General features: G+C 73.4%; 13 protein-coding genes. 12 read left to right on the top strand and 1 reads right to left on the bottom strand.

Going from position 1 to position 14,979, the window contains the following annotated elements:
* Nucleotides 1-54 precede the first annotated feature (54 nt).
* The 11 genes from HLB15_RS04000 to HLB15_RS03950 all read left to right on the top strand — a co-directional run bounded on the left by HLB15_RS04000 (nucleotide 55) and on the right by HLB15_RS03950 (nucleotide 10,985).
* Nucleotides 55-435, top strand: a complete 381-nt coding sequence (locus HLB15_RS04000) for an STAS domain-containing protein (protein ID WP_171103919.1) — start codon at nucleotides 55-57, stop codon at nucleotides 433-435.
* Nucleotides 436-481: 46 nt separating this feature from the next.
* Nucleotides 482-1,738: an FAD-binding protein gene (locus HLB15_RS03995; protein WP_171103916.1), complete on the top strand. Its 1,257-nt coding sequence runs from the start codon at nucleotides 482-484 to the stop codon at nucleotides 1,736-1,738.
* Nucleotides 1,739-1,795: 57 nt separating this feature from the next.
* Entirely contained in the window at nucleotides 1,796-3,358 is a 1,563-nt protein-coding gene (locus HLB15_RS03990) for a sodium-dependent transporter (protein WP_171103913.1), read from the top strand.
* Nucleotides 3,355-3,531 carry a methionine/alanine import family NSS transporter small subunit gene (locus tag HLB15_RS03985; RefSeq protein ID WP_171103911.1) on the top strand — a complete coding sequence of 59 codons (177 nt, stop codon included), beginning with the start codon at nucleotides 3,355-3,357 and terminating at the stop codon, nucleotides 3,529-3,531. The genes HLB15_RS03990 and HLB15_RS03985 overlap by 4 nt, the downstream gene beginning before the upstream one ends.
* 290 nt (nucleotides 3,532-3,821) lie before the next feature.
* Nucleotides 3,822-4,754 carry an ABC transporter substrate-binding protein gene (locus HLB15_RS03980; RefSeq protein ID WP_171103909.1) on the top strand — a complete coding sequence of 311 codons (933 nt, stop codon included), beginning with the start codon at nucleotides 3,822-3,824 and terminating at the stop codon, nucleotides 4,752-4,754.
* 111 nt (nucleotides 4,755-4,865) lie between these two features.
* Nucleotides 4,866-5,837 (top strand): amino acid ABC transporter permease, encoded by a 972-nt coding sequence (locus tag HLB15_RS03975; protein WP_171103907.1) that lies wholly within the window; start codon nucleotides 4,866-4,868, stop codon nucleotides 5,835-5,837.
* The gene (locus HLB15_RS03970) at nucleotides 5,834-6,652 is read left to right on the top strand and encodes an amino acid ABC transporter ATP-binding protein (protein ID WP_373291114.1); all 819 of its coding nucleotides are present in this window, start codon (nucleotides 5,834-5,836) and stop codon (nucleotides 6,650-6,652) included. The genes HLB15_RS03975 and HLB15_RS03970 overlap by 4 nt, the downstream gene beginning before the upstream one ends.
* 110 nt (nucleotides 6,653-6,762) lie before the next feature.
* Nucleotides 6,763-7,335: a SigE family RNA polymerase sigma factor gene (locus HLB15_RS03965; protein ID WP_171103905.1), complete on the top strand. Its 573-nt coding sequence runs from the start codon at nucleotides 6,763-6,765 to the stop codon at nucleotides 7,333-7,335.
* Nucleotides 7,332-8,732 (top strand): hypothetical protein, encoded by a 1,401-nt coding sequence (locus HLB15_RS03960; RefSeq protein ID WP_171103903.1) that lies wholly within the window; start codon nucleotides 7,332-7,334, stop codon nucleotides 8,730-8,732. Before HLB15_RS03965 ends, HLB15_RS03960 begins: the two co-directional genes overlap by 4 nt.
* A 352-nt stretch (nucleotides 8,733-9,084) precedes the next feature.
* Entirely contained in the window at nucleotides 9,085-9,651 is a 567-nt protein-coding gene (locus tag HLB15_RS24445; protein ID WP_268241004.1) for a SigE family RNA polymerase sigma factor, read from the top strand.
* Nucleotides 9,648-10,985, top strand: a complete 1,338-nt coding sequence (locus tag HLB15_RS03950; RefSeq protein ID WP_171103901.1) for a hypothetical protein — start codon at nucleotides 9,648-9,650, stop codon at nucleotides 10,983-10,985. Before HLB15_RS24445 ends, HLB15_RS03950 begins: the two co-directional genes overlap by 4 nt.
* A 138-nt stretch (nucleotides 10,986-11,123) precedes the next feature.
* Here the strand turns inward: HLB15_RS03950 and HLB15_RS24685 are convergent, their stop codons facing one another.
* Nucleotides 11,124-12,002, bottom strand: coding sequence for an excalibur calcium-binding domain-containing protein (locus HLB15_RS24685; RefSeq protein WP_171103899.1), 879 nt, complete (start codon nucleotides 12,000-12,002; stop codon nucleotides 11,124-11,126).
* Nucleotides 12,003-12,532: 530 nt separating this feature from the next.
* Here HLB15_RS24685 and HLB15_RS03940 point away from each other — a divergent pair.
* Nucleotides 12,533-14,979 (top strand): TM0106 family RecB-like putative nuclease (locus HLB15_RS03940; RefSeq protein ID WP_171103897.1); only part of this gene is annotated, 2,447 nt, incomplete at its 3' end.

The following is a 14,979-nucleotide window of genomic DNA, read 5'->3' as shown; positions in this document are numbered from 1 at the left end:
CCTGAAGACCACGAAGCAGAGGCCCGACCACTGCAGGACGGAGCGATTGACCCCATGGACCCTCTCCCGTCAGACGCCGTGCAGGACGTCGAACCCGACCGCGCGGGTTCCGGCATCTCCTGCCGCACCACCTACGAGGGCACGGTGGTGACCCTCTGGGGTGACATCGACGCGCTGCTGCGCGAGAACGCGAGCGCCGCGATGGCGACGCTCGCCGCACGACCCGATCCCGACCCCGTCATCGTCGACGCCCGGGACGTCACGTTCATCGACTCCTCGGGGGTCGCCTTCATCCTCCAGGTGTTCGTCCTGGGCGAGGAGACGGGTTCGCCCGTGCTCCTGCGCGAGCCGTCGGACGTCGTCATGGAGGTGCTCGACATGGTCGGCATCAGCCAGCGGATCCCCGTGGTCCGCAACGCGACGGCAACCGCGTAGCGGACCGCTGCACGAGCCGGACCGTCCGGGGTGGCACCCTGGTCCGGTGAAGAACTGGGCCGCGAACCTCACCTACTCCTCCGTGCGCGTCGAGCGTCCCCGGACCGTCGCGGAGCTCGCCGGCATCGTCGCCGGCGAGCCCCGCGTCCGGGCGCTCGGGTCGCGCCACTCGTTCAGTGACGTCGCCGACACGACGGGCGTGCACGTGCAGCTCGACCGGCTCGACGACGGCCGCCCGCCCCTCGAGGTCGACCCGGTCACCGGTGTGGCGTCGGTCCGCGCGGGTCTGCGGTACGGCGAGCTGGCCCCCGCGCTGCACGCCGAGGGCCGCGCCCTCGCCGCGATGGCGTCCCTGCCCCACATCTCCGTCGCGGGCGCGGTCGCGACCGGCACCCACGGGTCGGGCGACGGCACGCGGTCGCTCGCGGGCGACGTCGTCGGCGTCGAGCTGGTGACCACCGGGGGCGAGACGCTGACCCTGCGCCGCGGCGACGCGGACTTCCCGGGTGCGGTGGTGGCGCTCGGCGCCCTCGGCGTCGTGACGCGGGTCGAGCTGGCCACGGCGCCGGCGTTCGACGTGCGGCAGGACGTCTTCACGGGCCTGTCGTGGGACGCGCTCGTCGAGAACCTCGACGCCGTCATGGGCAGCGCGTACTCGGTGAGCGTCTTCACGAGCTGGTACGAGCCGGACGTGCGCCTGGTCTGGTGCAAGTCGCGCGTGGAGGACGGCGTGGGCGCGGCGCCGACGCTCCCTGCCGAGCTCGGGGCGTCGCCGGCGACCCGTGCGATGCACCCGCTGCCCGACGTCGCCGCCGTCGCGTGCACGGAGCAGGGCGGGGTGCCGGGGCCGTGGTTCGAGCGGCTGCCGCACTTCCGGCTGGACTTCACGCCGTCGCTGGGCGAGGAGCTGCAGTCCGAGTACCTCCTGCCGCGGGCGGCGGGCCCCGACGCCGTCCGCGCCGTGCGGGCGCTGGGCGACCGGGTCGGCCCGCTGCTGCTGACCTCGGAGATCCGCACCGTGGCGGGCGACGACCAGTGGCTGAGCACCGCGGGGGAGGACAGCCTGGCGCTGCACTTCACGTGGCGGCAGGACTGGCCGGCCGTCCGCGCGGTGCTGCCGGAGCTCGAGGCGGCGCTGCTGCCGCTCGGCGCGCGTCCGCACTGGGGCAAGCTGTTCACGGTCCCCGTGACCGACCTGCCCGCGCTCTACCCGCGGTTCGGTGACTTCGCCGCGCTGGCCGCACGTCTTGACCCGAAGGGGGCGTTCCGGGGCGGTTATGTGGGGCAGCTCCTGGCGGGATGACGCCACACCGGTGAGACAGGCTCGCCTTTTGGGTGGATTTCCCTCAGGATCAGGACCATGAGCGACGCGCGAAGCACGACCGCGGAGCCCGCGAAGCGTGAGGAGTTCAGCGGGCAGCTGGGCTTCATCCTGTCCGCGGTGGGGTCCGCCGTGGGGCTGGGCAACATCTGGCGCTTCCCGGGAGTGGCCTACGAGAACGGCGGGGGCGCCTTCATCGTGCCCTACCTCGTGGCGCTGCTGACGGCGGGTATCCCCATCCTGTTCCTCGACTACGCGGTCGGGCACCGGTTCCGCGGCTCGGCGCCGCTCGCCCTCCGCCGCGTCAAGCGGTGGCTCGAGAGCCTCGGCTGGTTCCAGGTGGCGATCTGCTTCGCCATCGCCGTGTACTACGCGGTGATCATCGCGTGGGCGCTGAGCTACTTCGTGTACTCGTTCGGCCTGCAGTGGGGCGACGACACGGCCGGGTTCTTCACGGGCACCTACCTCCAGCTCGCCGACGTCGGCGGGGCCGACCCGTGGTTCACGCTCGACTTCGTGCCCGCCGTGCTCATCCCGCTCGTGCTGGTGTGGGTCGCGGTGGTCGTCGTCCTGGCGGCCCGCGTGGCCAAGGGCCTGGAGAAGGTCAACGTCGTCTTCATGCCGCTGCTGCTGCTCGCCTTCGGCACGCTCGTGGTGCGGGCGCTGTTCCTGCCGGGCGCCGCCGATGGCCTCGACGCGCTGTTCACGCCGAACTGGGGCGCGATGCTCGACCCCAACGTGTGGATCGCGGCCTACAGCCAGATCTTCTTCTCGCTGTCCATCGCCTTCGGCATCATGATCACCTACGCGTCCTACCGGAAGCGCCGCGCCAACCTGACGTCGCCCGGCTTCGTCGTGGCGTTCGCCAACTCGGGCTTCGAGGTCTTCGCGGGGCTCGGCGTGTTCGCCGCCCTCGGCTTCCTCGCCCACGAGCAGGGCGTCGCCGTCGCCGAGCTCGAAGGCCTCTCGGGGCCGATCCTCGCGTTCGTCACCTTCCCGGCGATCGTCTCGCAGATGCCGGTCGGCTGGCTGTTCGGCGCGCTGTTCTTCGGGTCGCTGGTGATGGCCGGGTTCACCTCGCTGCTGTCGATCCTCCAGGTGGTGTCGGCGTCGTTCCAGGAGAAGTTCGGCTGGACACGGCGGCAGGCCTCGGTCCGCATCGGCGTCGTGGCCGGCGTGCTGTCGGTGGGGGCCTTCTCCACGACGACGGGCCTCATCGCCCTCGACACCGTGGACCAGTGGGCGAACAACATCGGCATCGTGGCGTCCGCCGTCGTCACCACGGTCGTGATCGGCTGGGTCCTGCGGCGCACCGAGGAGATGCGGTTCCACCTCAACGGGGTGTCGACCATCCCGGTCGGGCGCTGGTGGTCGTTCTGCATCGTGGTGCTCGGCCCCGTCGTGCTCACGGCCATGCTCGTCTCGCGCATCGTCACCCTGATCACCGAGGGCTACGAGGGCTACGCGTCCTGGTACCTCGCCGTCATGGGCTGGGGCGTCGTCGCCCTGTTCGTCGTCGCGGCGCTGGTGCTGAGCCGGATGCGCTGGCGCGTCGCCCCCGACGACTTCGTCGCCTGGCCCACCTACGGAGGTAAGTCATGAGTGGAGCCGCCGTCGCCCTCCTGGTCGTCGCGCTCGTCGTCGTGTGGGGCGGGCTCGCCGCGAGCATCGTGGCCCTCGTCCGGCGCCCCGAGCGCACGTCCTACCCGCACGGCTGGGAGCACGAGGGCGGTCCCGAGGACCGCCCGGACGAGCCGGTCGAGCACGACACCTGACGGGCGCCCAGGCCTGCGCGGACACCGCCACGGCGTCTGCGCAGGCCAGCGCTTGGCGCGGGGGTGAAAAAACGAAAACGTTACCGGATGTCACAATGTGATATAGGTCTCGAAACAATGGGTTTACGTCAGAGCATCCTCACGGTTGGGTGAGACTCGAATCGAGGCGCCTCGTGCGCCGTCGGGTCCTCTGCTCCCCTGATGACAGAGATCTGCCGGGTCGCTGAGGGCCTCGTGAGACGTCACACGACGTTCCGCACGACGTTCAGCACCCGACCAGGAGACCCCTGATGCGTAGGCTTCCCGCCCTGACCGCCACGGCAGCGCTCGCCGCGGCCACCCTCGTCCTCACCGCGTGCACCGACGCGTCGCAGCAGCCGTCCGGCGGATCGACCGGTGGCTCGGACGACGCGAGCGCCGCCGCGTCCTTCGACCCCTCGACCGTCGGGGCCGACGAGGAGATCGCCGCGCTGCTGCCCGAGGAGATCGCCGAGAAGGGCACGCTGGCCGTCGGCTCCAACACGGAGTACGCCCCCGCCGAGTTCATCGACGCCGACGGCACCACGCCGGTCGGCTTCGACATCGACACGATCCACGCGGTGGCCGCGGTGCTGGGCCTCGAGGCGGACATCCAGTCGGCCGCGTTCGACGGCATCATCCCCGCGATCGGTACCAAGTACGACGTCGGCATCTCGTCGTTCACCATCACGGACGAGCGCACCGAGCAGGCGAACATGATCAGCTACGCCGTCGCCGGCTCGCAGTTCGGCGTCGCGGCGGGCAACCCCGAGGACTTCGACCCCGAGAACCTCTGCGGCACGACGGTCGGCGTGCAGACCTCGACCATCCAGGACGAGGAGCTCGCCGACATCTCGGAGCAGTGCGAGGAGGACGGCGAGGAGCCGGTCGACGTCGTGCGCTACGAGTCGCAGGCCGACGTCACGACCAACCTCGTGGGCGGCAAGCTGCAGGCCATGTACGCCGACTCGCCCGTGACCGCCTACGCGATCGAGCAGACCGGCGGCGAGGTCGAGACGATCGGCGAGATCCGCGACGCCGCGCCGTACGGCATCGTCGTGTCGCAGGACGACGACGAGCTCACCGAGGCCGTCCAGGCCGCGGTGCAGAAGCTGATCGACGACGGGACGCTGGAGGAGATCTTCGCCGGCTGGGGCAGCTCGGAGCCGGTCGTCGACGAGGCGGAGCTGAACCCGGCCGAGTGAGCCGCTCGGTGACCCACCGGGGTGCACGGCACCCGCGGTCCGCACGCCGTGCGATCGCGGGTACCGTGCACTCAGCTTTTCCGCCGACCTCCGACGAAAGGACTGGGTGACGTGACGACGCAGACGTCGCCGCCGGGCAACGACCCCGTGCCCAACCGCATCCACGCGCGGCCCGTGCCGCGTCCCGGCCGGCTCGTCGCGGCCGCCGTCGTGCTGGTGCTCGCCGCCATGGTGGCCAACGCGCTGGTCACGAACGACAACTTCCGCTGGGACGTGGTGTGGCTGTACCTGCGCGACGTCGTGGTGGTCCGCGGCGTCATGTGGACGCTGATCCTGACGTTCGGCTCGATGGCCATCGCCGTCGTGCTGGCGATCACGCTCGCAATCATGCGCCGCTCCGACAACCCGGTGATGCGCTGGGTGAGCTGGGCATGGATCTGGTTCTTCCGCGGTACCCCGATCTACACGCAGCTCATCTTCTGGGGCCTCCTCGCGGTGCTGTACCCGCGGCTGTCCCTCGGCATCCCGTTCGGCCCGGAGTTCTTCACGTTCCGCACCGACGACGTGATCACCGCGTTCTGGGCCGCGCTGCTCGGCCTGGCGTTCAACGAGTCGGCGTACCTCGCCGAGATCGTGCGCGCGGGCCTCACGTCCGTCGACCCCGGCCAGGCCGAGGCCGCCAAGGCGCTGGGCATGAAGGACGGCAAGATCATGCGCCGCGTGATCCTGCCGCAGGCCATGCGCGTCATCGTGCCGCCGACCGGCAACGAGACCATCTCCATGCTCAAGACGACCTCCCTCGTCGTGGCCGTGCCGTTCACGCTGGAGCTGCAGTTCGCGACCTCCGCCATGGGCAACCGGCAGTTCCTGCCCATCCCGTTCCTCGTCATCGCGGCGATCTGGTACCTGCTCATCACGTCGATCCTCATGGTCGGCCAGCACTACCTCGAGCAGTACTACGGCCGCGGGTTCGGCACGGCGACGGGCCGCAGGGGCCGGGGCAAGGGTCCGGGCGGCCGGCAGGCGGCCATCGCCGCGTCGGGCACGGTCACGGTCGATCTCGCCAAGGAGGTGACGCCATGAGCGCCACGGACACGGACGCACCGGACACCGGTGCCGCGCAGGACACCATGGTCGCGGTACGGCAGGTGCACAAGGTCTTCGGGCACGGGCACGACGCCGTGCACGTGCTCAAGGGTGTCGACCTCGACGTCGCACGGGGCTCGGTCACCGTGATCCTCGGCCCCTCCGGGTCCGGCAAGTCGACGCTGCTGCGCTGCGTGAACGAGCTCGAGGAGATCACGGGCGGCTCGGTCGTCGTCGACGGCGAGCTCATGGGCTACCGGGAGGACGCCAAGGGCGTGCTGCACCGGCTGCACCCCAAGGTCGTGGCGCGGCAGCGCTCGCGCATCGGCATGGTGTTCCAGCGCTTCCACCTGTTCCCGCACATGACGGCGCTCGAGAACGTCATGGAGGCTCCCGTGCAGGTCAAGGGGCTGTCGAAGCGCGAGGCGCGGCAGCGGGCGCTCGAGCTCATCGAGCGGGTGGGCCTGGCCGACCGGGCCGACCACTACCCGGCGCAGCTCTCCGGCGGTCAGCAGCAGCGTGTGGCGATCGCCCGGGCCCTGGCCATGGACCCCGAGCTCATGCTGTTCGACGAGCCGACCTCGGCCCTCGACCCCGAGCTCGTGGGCGAGGTGCTCGCCGTGATGCGGGACCTCGCGCGCTCGGGCATGACCATGATCGTGGTCACGCACGAGATCGGCTTCGCCCGCGAGGTGGCCGACCACGTCGTGTTCATGGACGACGGCGTCATCGTCGAGGCGGGCCCGCCGGAGAGGGTCCTGGACGACCCGCAGCACGAGCGCACGAAGAACTTCCTCTCGCACGTTCTCTGACGCAGACAACCTCCCGCCGCTCGGCTGCGTCTAGGGTGCATGACGCAGACGACGCGGCGCGGGGTGCGCCGCAGGCCGGGGTGGTCCGCCGGTCCGGGGCGGAGCGCGGCATGAGCGAGGTGGCGGTGGGGCAGCAGGTGCAACCGAGGAGCGGCGAGATCGCCGTCATCCGCAGCGGTGTCGACCCGGTCGCCGACTTCACGGCGTTCGCCCAGACCAGCACGGCGGCTCTGTACCGGATCGCCTACCTGCTGTGCGGCGACCCGCACCGTGCGCAGGACCTGGTCCAGCTCGCCCTGGAACGCACCTACAAGGCCTGGCGCAAGGTCGGCGACGGTGACCCGTTCGCCTACGCGCGCCGCGTGCTCGCGACGGCCCGCATCGACACGTGGCGCCGCACCCGCCGGGAGGTGCTCACCGACGACCCGGGCGCCGCCGTCGGCCACCGCTCGTCGCCGGGCTCCGACGCCGGGCTCGCCGACCGCGACCGCCTCGTGCGGGCGCTCATGGCCCTGTCGGTCAAGCAGCGCCGCGTCGTGGTGCTGCGCTACCTGCTGGACCGCTCGGAGGCGGAGACGGCCGCGGAGCTCGGCATCTCGGCGGGCACCGTGAAGTCCACCGCCTCACGCGCCCTCGCGCGCCTGCGCGCGATCGTGGCCGACGGCGAGGGAGGTCGATCATGAACGTGCACGACATCAACGCGAAGAAGGACGCGGCCATGCTGGCGGACCTGCGTGCCGCCAGCACGGCCATCGAGCCACCGGCCTCGCTGGACGCGACCACCATGGCCGTGCGTGCGGTCCGCACCGTGCGACGCCGCCGCCTCGTGACGGCCGTGACGGCGGGGGCGGCGGCGCTCGCCGTCCTGGGAGCAGGCCTCGGCGCCGCCTCGACGATCCTCGGGGAGCGGCAGCCCCTGCCCGGCACCGACCGCACGGCGACGCGCTCGGCACCGACCGACGGATCGTCCCCGGGCGAACCGAGCCCGTCGCCGTCGTCGTCCGCGACGGAGCCGACCCGCTACCTGCGGACCGGCGACGGCGAGCTGCCCGTCCTGCCCGGCGTCGAGCGCGGGGTCGTGGAGGAGGGCGGCCACACGCCGTACATCCTCGGCGGCCTCTGGTACGAGGTGCCAGGGGGCGGCTGGATCGCGGTGGGCGACGTCAACGCGGGAGGTGTGGCCGGCTGGCTGTCCCCGGACCACCCGCGGGCCGGCGGGCTCGGCGAGGACGGGACCATCGACGACATGGACGCCACGATCGAGCTCCGCAACGTGTTCGACGTCGCGGACTGGACCGTGCCCGCCCGGGACTCGGGCGCGACGACGCTCGACATCGAGGGCGCGGACCTCGTCGTCATCGAGCAGCACGAGCCCGAGGACGGCGTGCGCCCGGCGACCGTCCGGGTCCGCGCGGGCGACGAGGGCTGGGTGATCGACACCCGGTTCACGGCGGACGAGCAGGGCGAGTCCATGCTGCGGGACTTCGTCGGCAACCTGTGGCTCGAGGACGCGGGCGCGCCCGACTGGTTCCAGCCCGAGTTCTCGACGCCGGTGCTCGACGCGATCGAGCACAGCGTGCCCGACGGCTGGACCGAGACCGAGCACAACGGGCTGCGGTTCGCCGTGCCGCCGGGCTGGACGAGCGAGCCGACCGAGGGTGAGTTCTCCCCGGGCGTCGAGTGGACCGGCCCGACGGTCACGCACGTGGACGAGAACGTCGGGGCGCCCCTGCCCGGTGACCCGGCGGGCGTGCCGTCGGACCTGCCGGCGACCGAGCCGCAGGACGTCGAGTGGCACGAGCGGGTCTACGTGCAGGGCGGCAAGCCGGGCGGCAGCTGGTGGACCCGGAGCATGTCCGAGCCGCAGTCCCAGATGATCGACGTGCCCGGCGCCGACTACGCCGAGGTGCTGCCCACGGTCCACAACACGGCCGGCGAGCCCGACTACTACTGGGTGGACATCTACCTGCACCAGGAGGACCGGGGCGAGAACCTGTTCCTCGTGGTCGAGTTCGACGGGACGGAGCAGGGCCTGCGGGACCTGCACGCGTTCCTGGGGTCGCTCGACTTCCGCCGCTGACCCGCGGGTCCGCACGGCCCGGCCGGGCCGAGGGGAACATCCGGAAAATTGGATGGAACCTTCACCCCCGCCGGGCCGTGTTCCGTTCGTGACAGTCACGAGTCCGCGCCCACTGGCGCCGCAACCGCGGGTCCACCGACCCGTGGTGCTGCGCGTCGTGCGCGCCGACTCCAGCTCTGCGGACGACCTGGAGACCGTGACCACCCAGCAGAACACCCCAGACTCCCCATCCACCTCGACCCCCCGCTCCGCGTCCGCGACGGCGGACCCGGAGACCCAAGCCCCCACCACGCGCCCGCTGACGGTCGTCCGAGGTGGGGCCGGCGACGCCGATGACGTAGCCTCGCTCCCCGTGCGGACAGACCGGCCCCGTGCCACTCACGCGCGCAGGAACGCGGCGGCCTCGAAGAACGACGAGTTCACCGCGTTCATGCGAGAGGCCAAGGATCCCCTCCACCGGATGGCCTTCCTCCTCAGCGGTGACGCCCACCGCGCAGAGGAGCTCACCCAGCAGACCTTCGAGCGGTGCTACCGGCACTGGCACAAGGCCCGCCAGGGCGACCCGCTCGTCTACGCCCGCCGCGTGCTCGCCAACCTGCGCATCGACACCTGGCGCCGCACGCGGCGCGAGATCCTCACCGGTCCGGACGAGCTGCCGCAGGACCACGTCGCCGCGCCGCGCTCCGCGCGCACGCCCACCCGCACGGTGGACGACCGGGACGCCGTCGTCCGTGCCCTCCTGCGGCTCCCGGTGAAGCAGCGCCGCGTCGTGGTGCTGCGCCACCTCCTGGACCTGTCCGAGTCGGAGGTCTCGAGCGAGCTCGGGATCCCCCTCGGGACCGTGAAGTCCACGGCCTCGCGCGGCCTCGCCCACCTGCGCACGATCCTCGACATCGACGCCCCGGGCGGAACCCGATGACCACGAACCACTCCGACGACGACTTCGTCACGCGCCTGCGCGAGTCCGCGCACGCGGCGGTCCCTGCGTCGACGCTGGACCTCGACGGTGTGCTGCGGTCGAGCCGGCGCAAGCACACGGTGCGCCGGACCGGTGTGACGGTGGCCTCCACCCTGGCGCTCGCGACGGCGGGTGCGGGCGTGGCGGGCGCGCTCCCGGGCATCCCGGGGCTGTGGCCCAGCACGCAGGTGGAGGTGTCGCCGAGCGCGGAGCCGCCGATGCTCCTCGAGGACGGCGACCTCGACGTCGAGCGGCCCGTGCCCTCGCCGACCGACCTCCCGTCCGGTGAGCCCGAGGCGCAGGCGGTGTACCTGGTGCCCGGCGTCCAGTCGGTGGTGCGGCCCGCGACCTACCGCGTCGACCGCGACACCGTGGTGCTCGATCTCGGCCTGCCCGCGGGCGACGGCCTGCGGTACCTCGCCGTGGTGACCCTCGCGACGATCGACGGCCGCCACAGCGCGACCGACCTCGAGCTCGTCGCGGGCGGCGACACGGCGCTCCAGAACCTCCGCGAGGGCAACCTCGGCGGCACGCTGCTGTGGCGCGGCGTGACCTCGGACGCGATGGTCCTGCCCGCCGACGGCGGGCCGGCCCTCGTGTTCGGCTTCTCGTCCGCAGCGACGGACGGGGAGCAGCACCTCGTCTTCGACGATCCGCAGACCGGTGGTGCCGCGGGCGCGCAGGGGGCGCCCGCGTCACCGGGTGACGAGCCCGCTCCGGGGTCGTCGCTCCCGGTCACGCCGTTCGACGTGCTCGGCGACGGCAGCGTCTGGATGCGGGTGCTGCAGGTGGACCGCGCGACGGCGGAGCCGCGCGGCTTCGTCTACGCGGAGCGGGGGACCTGGAGCGCCTCCTGGTGCCGCACCACGTCGCCGGACTGCGCGGTGGTGCACGACGCCGCCAAGGAGTCGGTGAGCGAGCCGGAGCCTGTCGCGCCGGCGCCCGTGGTCGCGGAGCTCGCCCCGATGCTGGTCGAGGACGCCGAGGCGAACGAGGTCCCCGCCATGGAGACCTGTGTCGCGCAGCGGACCGGCACCGGCTGGACCGCCCCGCCAGAGCTGTCCGGCACGGCGTTCTGGAAGGCGCCCGACGGCGTGGACCCGGCGGTGTGGCGCCTGTGCCTCATCGATCTGAGCGAGGCGCTGCAGCTGGCCGCGACCGGCGAGGTCCAGCCCGACGGCGCGGTCTCGCCGCGCCCGGGAACGCCCGAGCCGTCGCCGAGCGAGACGTCCGAGGAGAGCGACAGCGACCCGCTGGGCCTCGGGGCCCTCCTGGAGGGCCTCTTCGGCGGATAAAGACTTCCCGGCCCACGTCTCGTCTGGGGAGATGGCGTGGGCCGGGAACACACGAGCGGGCCGAGACAGAGTCTGGGGATCTGTCTCGGCCCGCTCCTTTCTCGTGGACGGCCCCCGGTGCCCGGCGTCCCGCGCCTGCTACTCGCCGTCCTCGCAGGCCATGCCGTTGCCGTTGCGGTCGAGGTGCGGCAGGTAGCCGGGCTGGCCCGCGGCGAGCGGGGCGGCGCCGGCCGCACGGACCGCGTCGCAGTTCCAGTAGAAGACCGTCCCGGGGCCGTTGCCGCCCCCGTTGCCGCGGTCGTCGTCCTCCCGCTCCCGCTCCTGCTCCTGCTGCTGCTGGGCGAGCTGCTCCTCCTGCTGCTTGAGGGCCTTCTCGCGCTCCTCGAGCTTGGCCTCGCGCTCGCCGAGCGCCTGCTCCCGGGCGGCGACCTCGTCCCGCTGCGTGTCGACGCGCGACTGCTGGGCCTCGACGTCCGCGAGCTGTTCGTCGATGCCCGCCTGGGCGGTGCGGGCGTCCGCGATCGCCTGGTTGGCGTCGGCCTGCTGGCCCGCGGTCACCACGACGCCGATGATGACGCCGAGGGCGAGCGCGGCGACACCGATCGCGGCCATCAGCCCCACGCCGGGACCACGCGAACCGCTCCTGCCGCCAGGCCGGCCGGCCGACGGCGGTGCGACGGCGGGCACCGGGCCACGAGGCCCCTGCCGACCGGCGGGCCGGTCGGTGTGGTGGTTGGCGTCGTCGATGCTCAGCGGACCGGGGCCCTGCTGGGCCGGCGCCGTCGCGGAGGGCTTGGTGCCGAGGTTCTTCAGCGCGGCGAGCACGCCGGAAGCAGGCTTGCGCGCCGTCTCGGGCGGTGCGGGCGGGGGCGGCGGTGCGCCCGGGGTGCCGTGCTGCGGCGGGTACGCCGGCTGCGGGCCCGAGCCAGGCCGGACCGGCGGTGCGCTGATCGGCGCCAGGGTCATGGTGGCGCCCAGCGCGTCGGCGGAGCCGGGCGCCGGAGCTCCTGGCGGCACGGCGGTGGGTCCGGAGGTCGGCCCTGAGGTCGGTCCGGCGGTCGGTCCCGAGACCGGCACGGCGGTCGGTCCGGGCGGCGGACCGGGAGGGCTCGCGAGTCCGGCGGGCGCCAGGGAGGCGGGCCGGGCGGGCGGTGCGTCGACGACCTGGATCGCGACGGTGCGCGTGTCCGCGTCCGCGCCGGGGGCCGCGGGGGGAGCGGAGCCGGGGGCCGGTGGTCCGGGGGGAGGGGCGGTGCGGTCGGCGCCGCCCGGCTGGGGGGTGTCGACCCAGTACTCCCACCCCGGCGGGGCCGGGGGCCACGAGGGGTCGGGGGTCCACGCGGAGTCGGGTCGGAATCCCGGGGGCACCTGCCAACCCGGAGGCGGGTTGAAGCGCACGGGCATGGTTGCTCCTTCGGTACGGTCGGCCCCACTATCGGCCATCCGGCCGGGTCGGCGCTAGAACGGGAGGTCGAATCGGGCATATCGACCGGCTGACCGACCGACACTAGCGTGCCCGTGTCAGAGGTCGCTGGTAGACCTGGGTCATGTTCCTCCTGGAGCGTGACGACGCAGGCACCCTGGTGTACTCGGCGAGCGACCTCGTGACCGCCGGCGAGTGCGAGTTCCGCCTGCTGCGGCGCCTCGACGAGCTGCTGGGTCGCGCCCCGCGCCGGCCGCGCGAGGAGGACGCGATGCTGGCCCGCACAGCGGCCCTCGGCGAGGCGCACGAGCAGCGTGTGCTCGACGGGTACCTGCGTGCGCACGGTCGCGCGACGCCCGGCCGGGCCGGCGGGGTGGTCGAGGTGACGCCTGCCCGGCGCATGTCCGCCACCGACCTCGCCGACGCGCACGCCCGGACGCTCGCCGCCCTGGAGCAGGGGGCCGACGTCGTGTACCAGGCCTCGTTCTTCGACGGCAGGTTCCACGGCCGGGCCGACTTCCTGGTGCGCGACGCGACGTCCGGGGGGCTCCGCTACGCGGTGCACGACGCCAAGCTCGCGCGGCGCACCAAGGTGCGCGCGCTGCTGCAGCTCGCCGCCTACGCCGACCAGCTCGTGGCGGCTCGCGTCGACCCGACCGACCAGGTGCACCTCGTGCTCGGCACGGGGGAGACCACGTCCCACCGCCTGGCCGACCTGCTGCCGGTCTTCCGCCGCAGACGGGCCCGCCTGCTCGAGCTGCTCGACACCCACGTGGCGGACGACGGCCCGGTGCGCTGGGGCGGCGACCGGTACCAGGCGTGCGGCCGCCTGCGCGACTGCCCGGACTGTGCCGAGGCCGCCGCAGCGAGCCGCGACGTGCTGCTGGTCGGCGGGGTGTACGAGCCGCAGCGGGTGCGGTTGGCGGCCGCAGGCCTCACGACCATCGACGCGCTGGCGGCCGCGCAGGATCCGCCCGAGGGAATGGCCGCGGGCCGCTTCGAGGGCCTGCGTGCCCAGGCGCGCCTCCAGCTCGGCCTGGACGACGGCGACGGGTCGGTGCCGCTCGACCACCTTCCCGAGGGCGCGGACCCGGACGGCCCGGACGCGCGGCTGCGGTGGCAGCTCGTCGCGACCGACGCGATCGACCACCTGCCGGCGCCGAGCCCCGGGGACATCTTCTTCGACTTCGAGGGTGACCCGCTGTGGGAGGCGCCGCGCCTGCCCGGGGACGAGCGGGCACCCGCGACCGGCCTCGACTACCTGTTCGGCTGGGTCGAGCGACCCGGCCCGCAGGACCCGGCGCCCCCGTTCCACGGGCTGTGGGCGGACGACCTGGCGGGCGAGCGGGACGCCCTGGTCCGCTTCGTCGACCATCTGACCCGGCGCCGGGCCGTCTACCCGGACCTGCACGTCTACCACTACGCCGCCTACGAGAAGACCCACCTGCTGTCCATCGCGGCGCGGCACGGCGTCTACGAGGACGAGGTGGACCAGCTGCTGCGTGACGGCGTGCTCGTGGACCTGTACGCCGTGGTGCGCGCGTGCCTGCGGATCTCCGACCGGTCGAGGTCCATCAAGAAGCTCGAACCGCTCTACATGCAGGACGACCCGGCCCGCGCGGGCGTCACGAGCGCGACGGCGTCGGTCACGGAGTACGCCGAGTACGCGAAGCTCGCCGCCGAGGGCGACGAGCGGGCCCGCGCCCTCCGGCAGCGGATCCTGGACTACAACGAGTACGACTGCCGCTCGACGCTCCGGCTGCTGGACTGGCTGCGCGCGGCGCGGGCCCGGGTCGGGTCGGTGCCGGCCGCGCGAGCGGACGCGGCAGGAGGCGTCGACGGCGCGGCGCGAGCCGCGGCGCGGGTGCCCATCGAGGCGTCCACCGCGGTGCCGGACGCGAGAGCCGAGTCCGCGGCCGCGCGGGCCGCCGCCCGCCGGGAGGCGCGCGATCGGCGGCTCGCGCTCGGCGCAGAGATCGCGGAGCGGGTGGGCGAGAACCGCGGCACCCGGTCGCCGGAGACCCAGGCGCTGGCGCTGCTGGGCGCTGCCGTCGGGTACTACCAGCGCGAGATGAAGCCGTTCTGGCAGGAGCACTACGCGCGGCTCGAGCTCCCGCTGGACGAGTGGCCCGGCCGGCGGTCGACGTTCCACGTGGAACAGTCACGCGTGCTGCGGGACTGGGCGGTCGTGGGCCGCGACCGCCTCGCGTCACGCGACCTCGAGCTCGTGGGCCGCATGCTCGACGGGGCCCGGGTGGACGGCTCCGACCTCGCGTCCGGCGACGGCGTCCACGTCCTCTACGACCCGCCCGTGCCGCCGGTGGCCGAGCCCCGGGACGAGGTGGCAGGGCGTGCGGTCCGCGGGGTGCACTCCGGCGGCGTCGTGCTCGAGCTGCGCGAGGTCGACCGGCCCGACGGCGCGCCGGGCACGCGCGACGTCGTCGTGCTGCGCGAGCGGCTGGCCGGCGGGGCCGAGCCGCACGAGCAGCCGCCCGTGGCGCTCGCGCCGCAGGCGGGTCCGGGGCACGAGGCGCAGGAGCAGGCGGTGGAGGATGCGGCGCGGGCCGCTCT

The organism is Promicromonospora citrea (assembly GCF_013004695.1).
In the GTDB taxonomy this organism is placed as follows: Bacteria; Actinomycetota; Actinomycetes; order Actinomycetales; family Cellulomonadaceae; genus Promicromonospora; species Promicromonospora citrea.
Note: the sequence above shows the minus strand (reverse complement) of the source record. Positions and strands in the feature narration are given on the sequence as shown.

Bases quoted from the DNA above. Each gene is read 5' to 3' on its own strand.
- HLB15_RS04000 (WP_171103919.1), top strand. From the start codon at position 55: ATGGACCCTCTCCCGTCAGACGCCGTGCAGGACGTCGAACCCGACCGC.
- HLB15_RS03990 (WP_171103913.1), top strand. From the start codon at position 1,796: ATGAGCGACGCGCGAAGCACGACCGCGGAGCCCGCGAAGCGTGAGGAG.
- HLB15_RS03985 (WP_171103911.1), top strand. From the start codon at position 3,355: ATGAGTGGAGCCGCCGTCGCCCTCCTGGTCGTCGCGCTCGTCGTCGTG.
- HLB15_RS03980 (WP_171103909.1), top strand. From the start codon at position 3,822: ATGCGTAGGCTTCCCGCCCTGACCGCCACGGCAGCGCTCGCCGCGGCC.
- HLB15_RS03970 (WP_373291114.1), top strand. From the start codon at position 5,834: ATGAGCGCCACGGACACGGACGCACCGGACACCGGTGCCGCGCAGGAC.
- HLB15_RS03965 (WP_171103905.1), top strand. From the start codon at position 6,763: ATGAGCGAGGTGGCGGTGGGGCAGCAGGTGCAACCGAGGAGCGGCGAG.
- HLB15_RS03960 (WP_171103903.1), top strand. From the start codon at position 7,332: ATGAACGTGCACGACATCAACGCGAAGAAGGACGCGGCCATGCTGGCG.
- HLB15_RS03950 (WP_171103901.1), top strand. From the start codon at position 9,648: ATGACCACGAACCACTCCGACGACGACTTCGTCACGCGCCTGCGCGAG.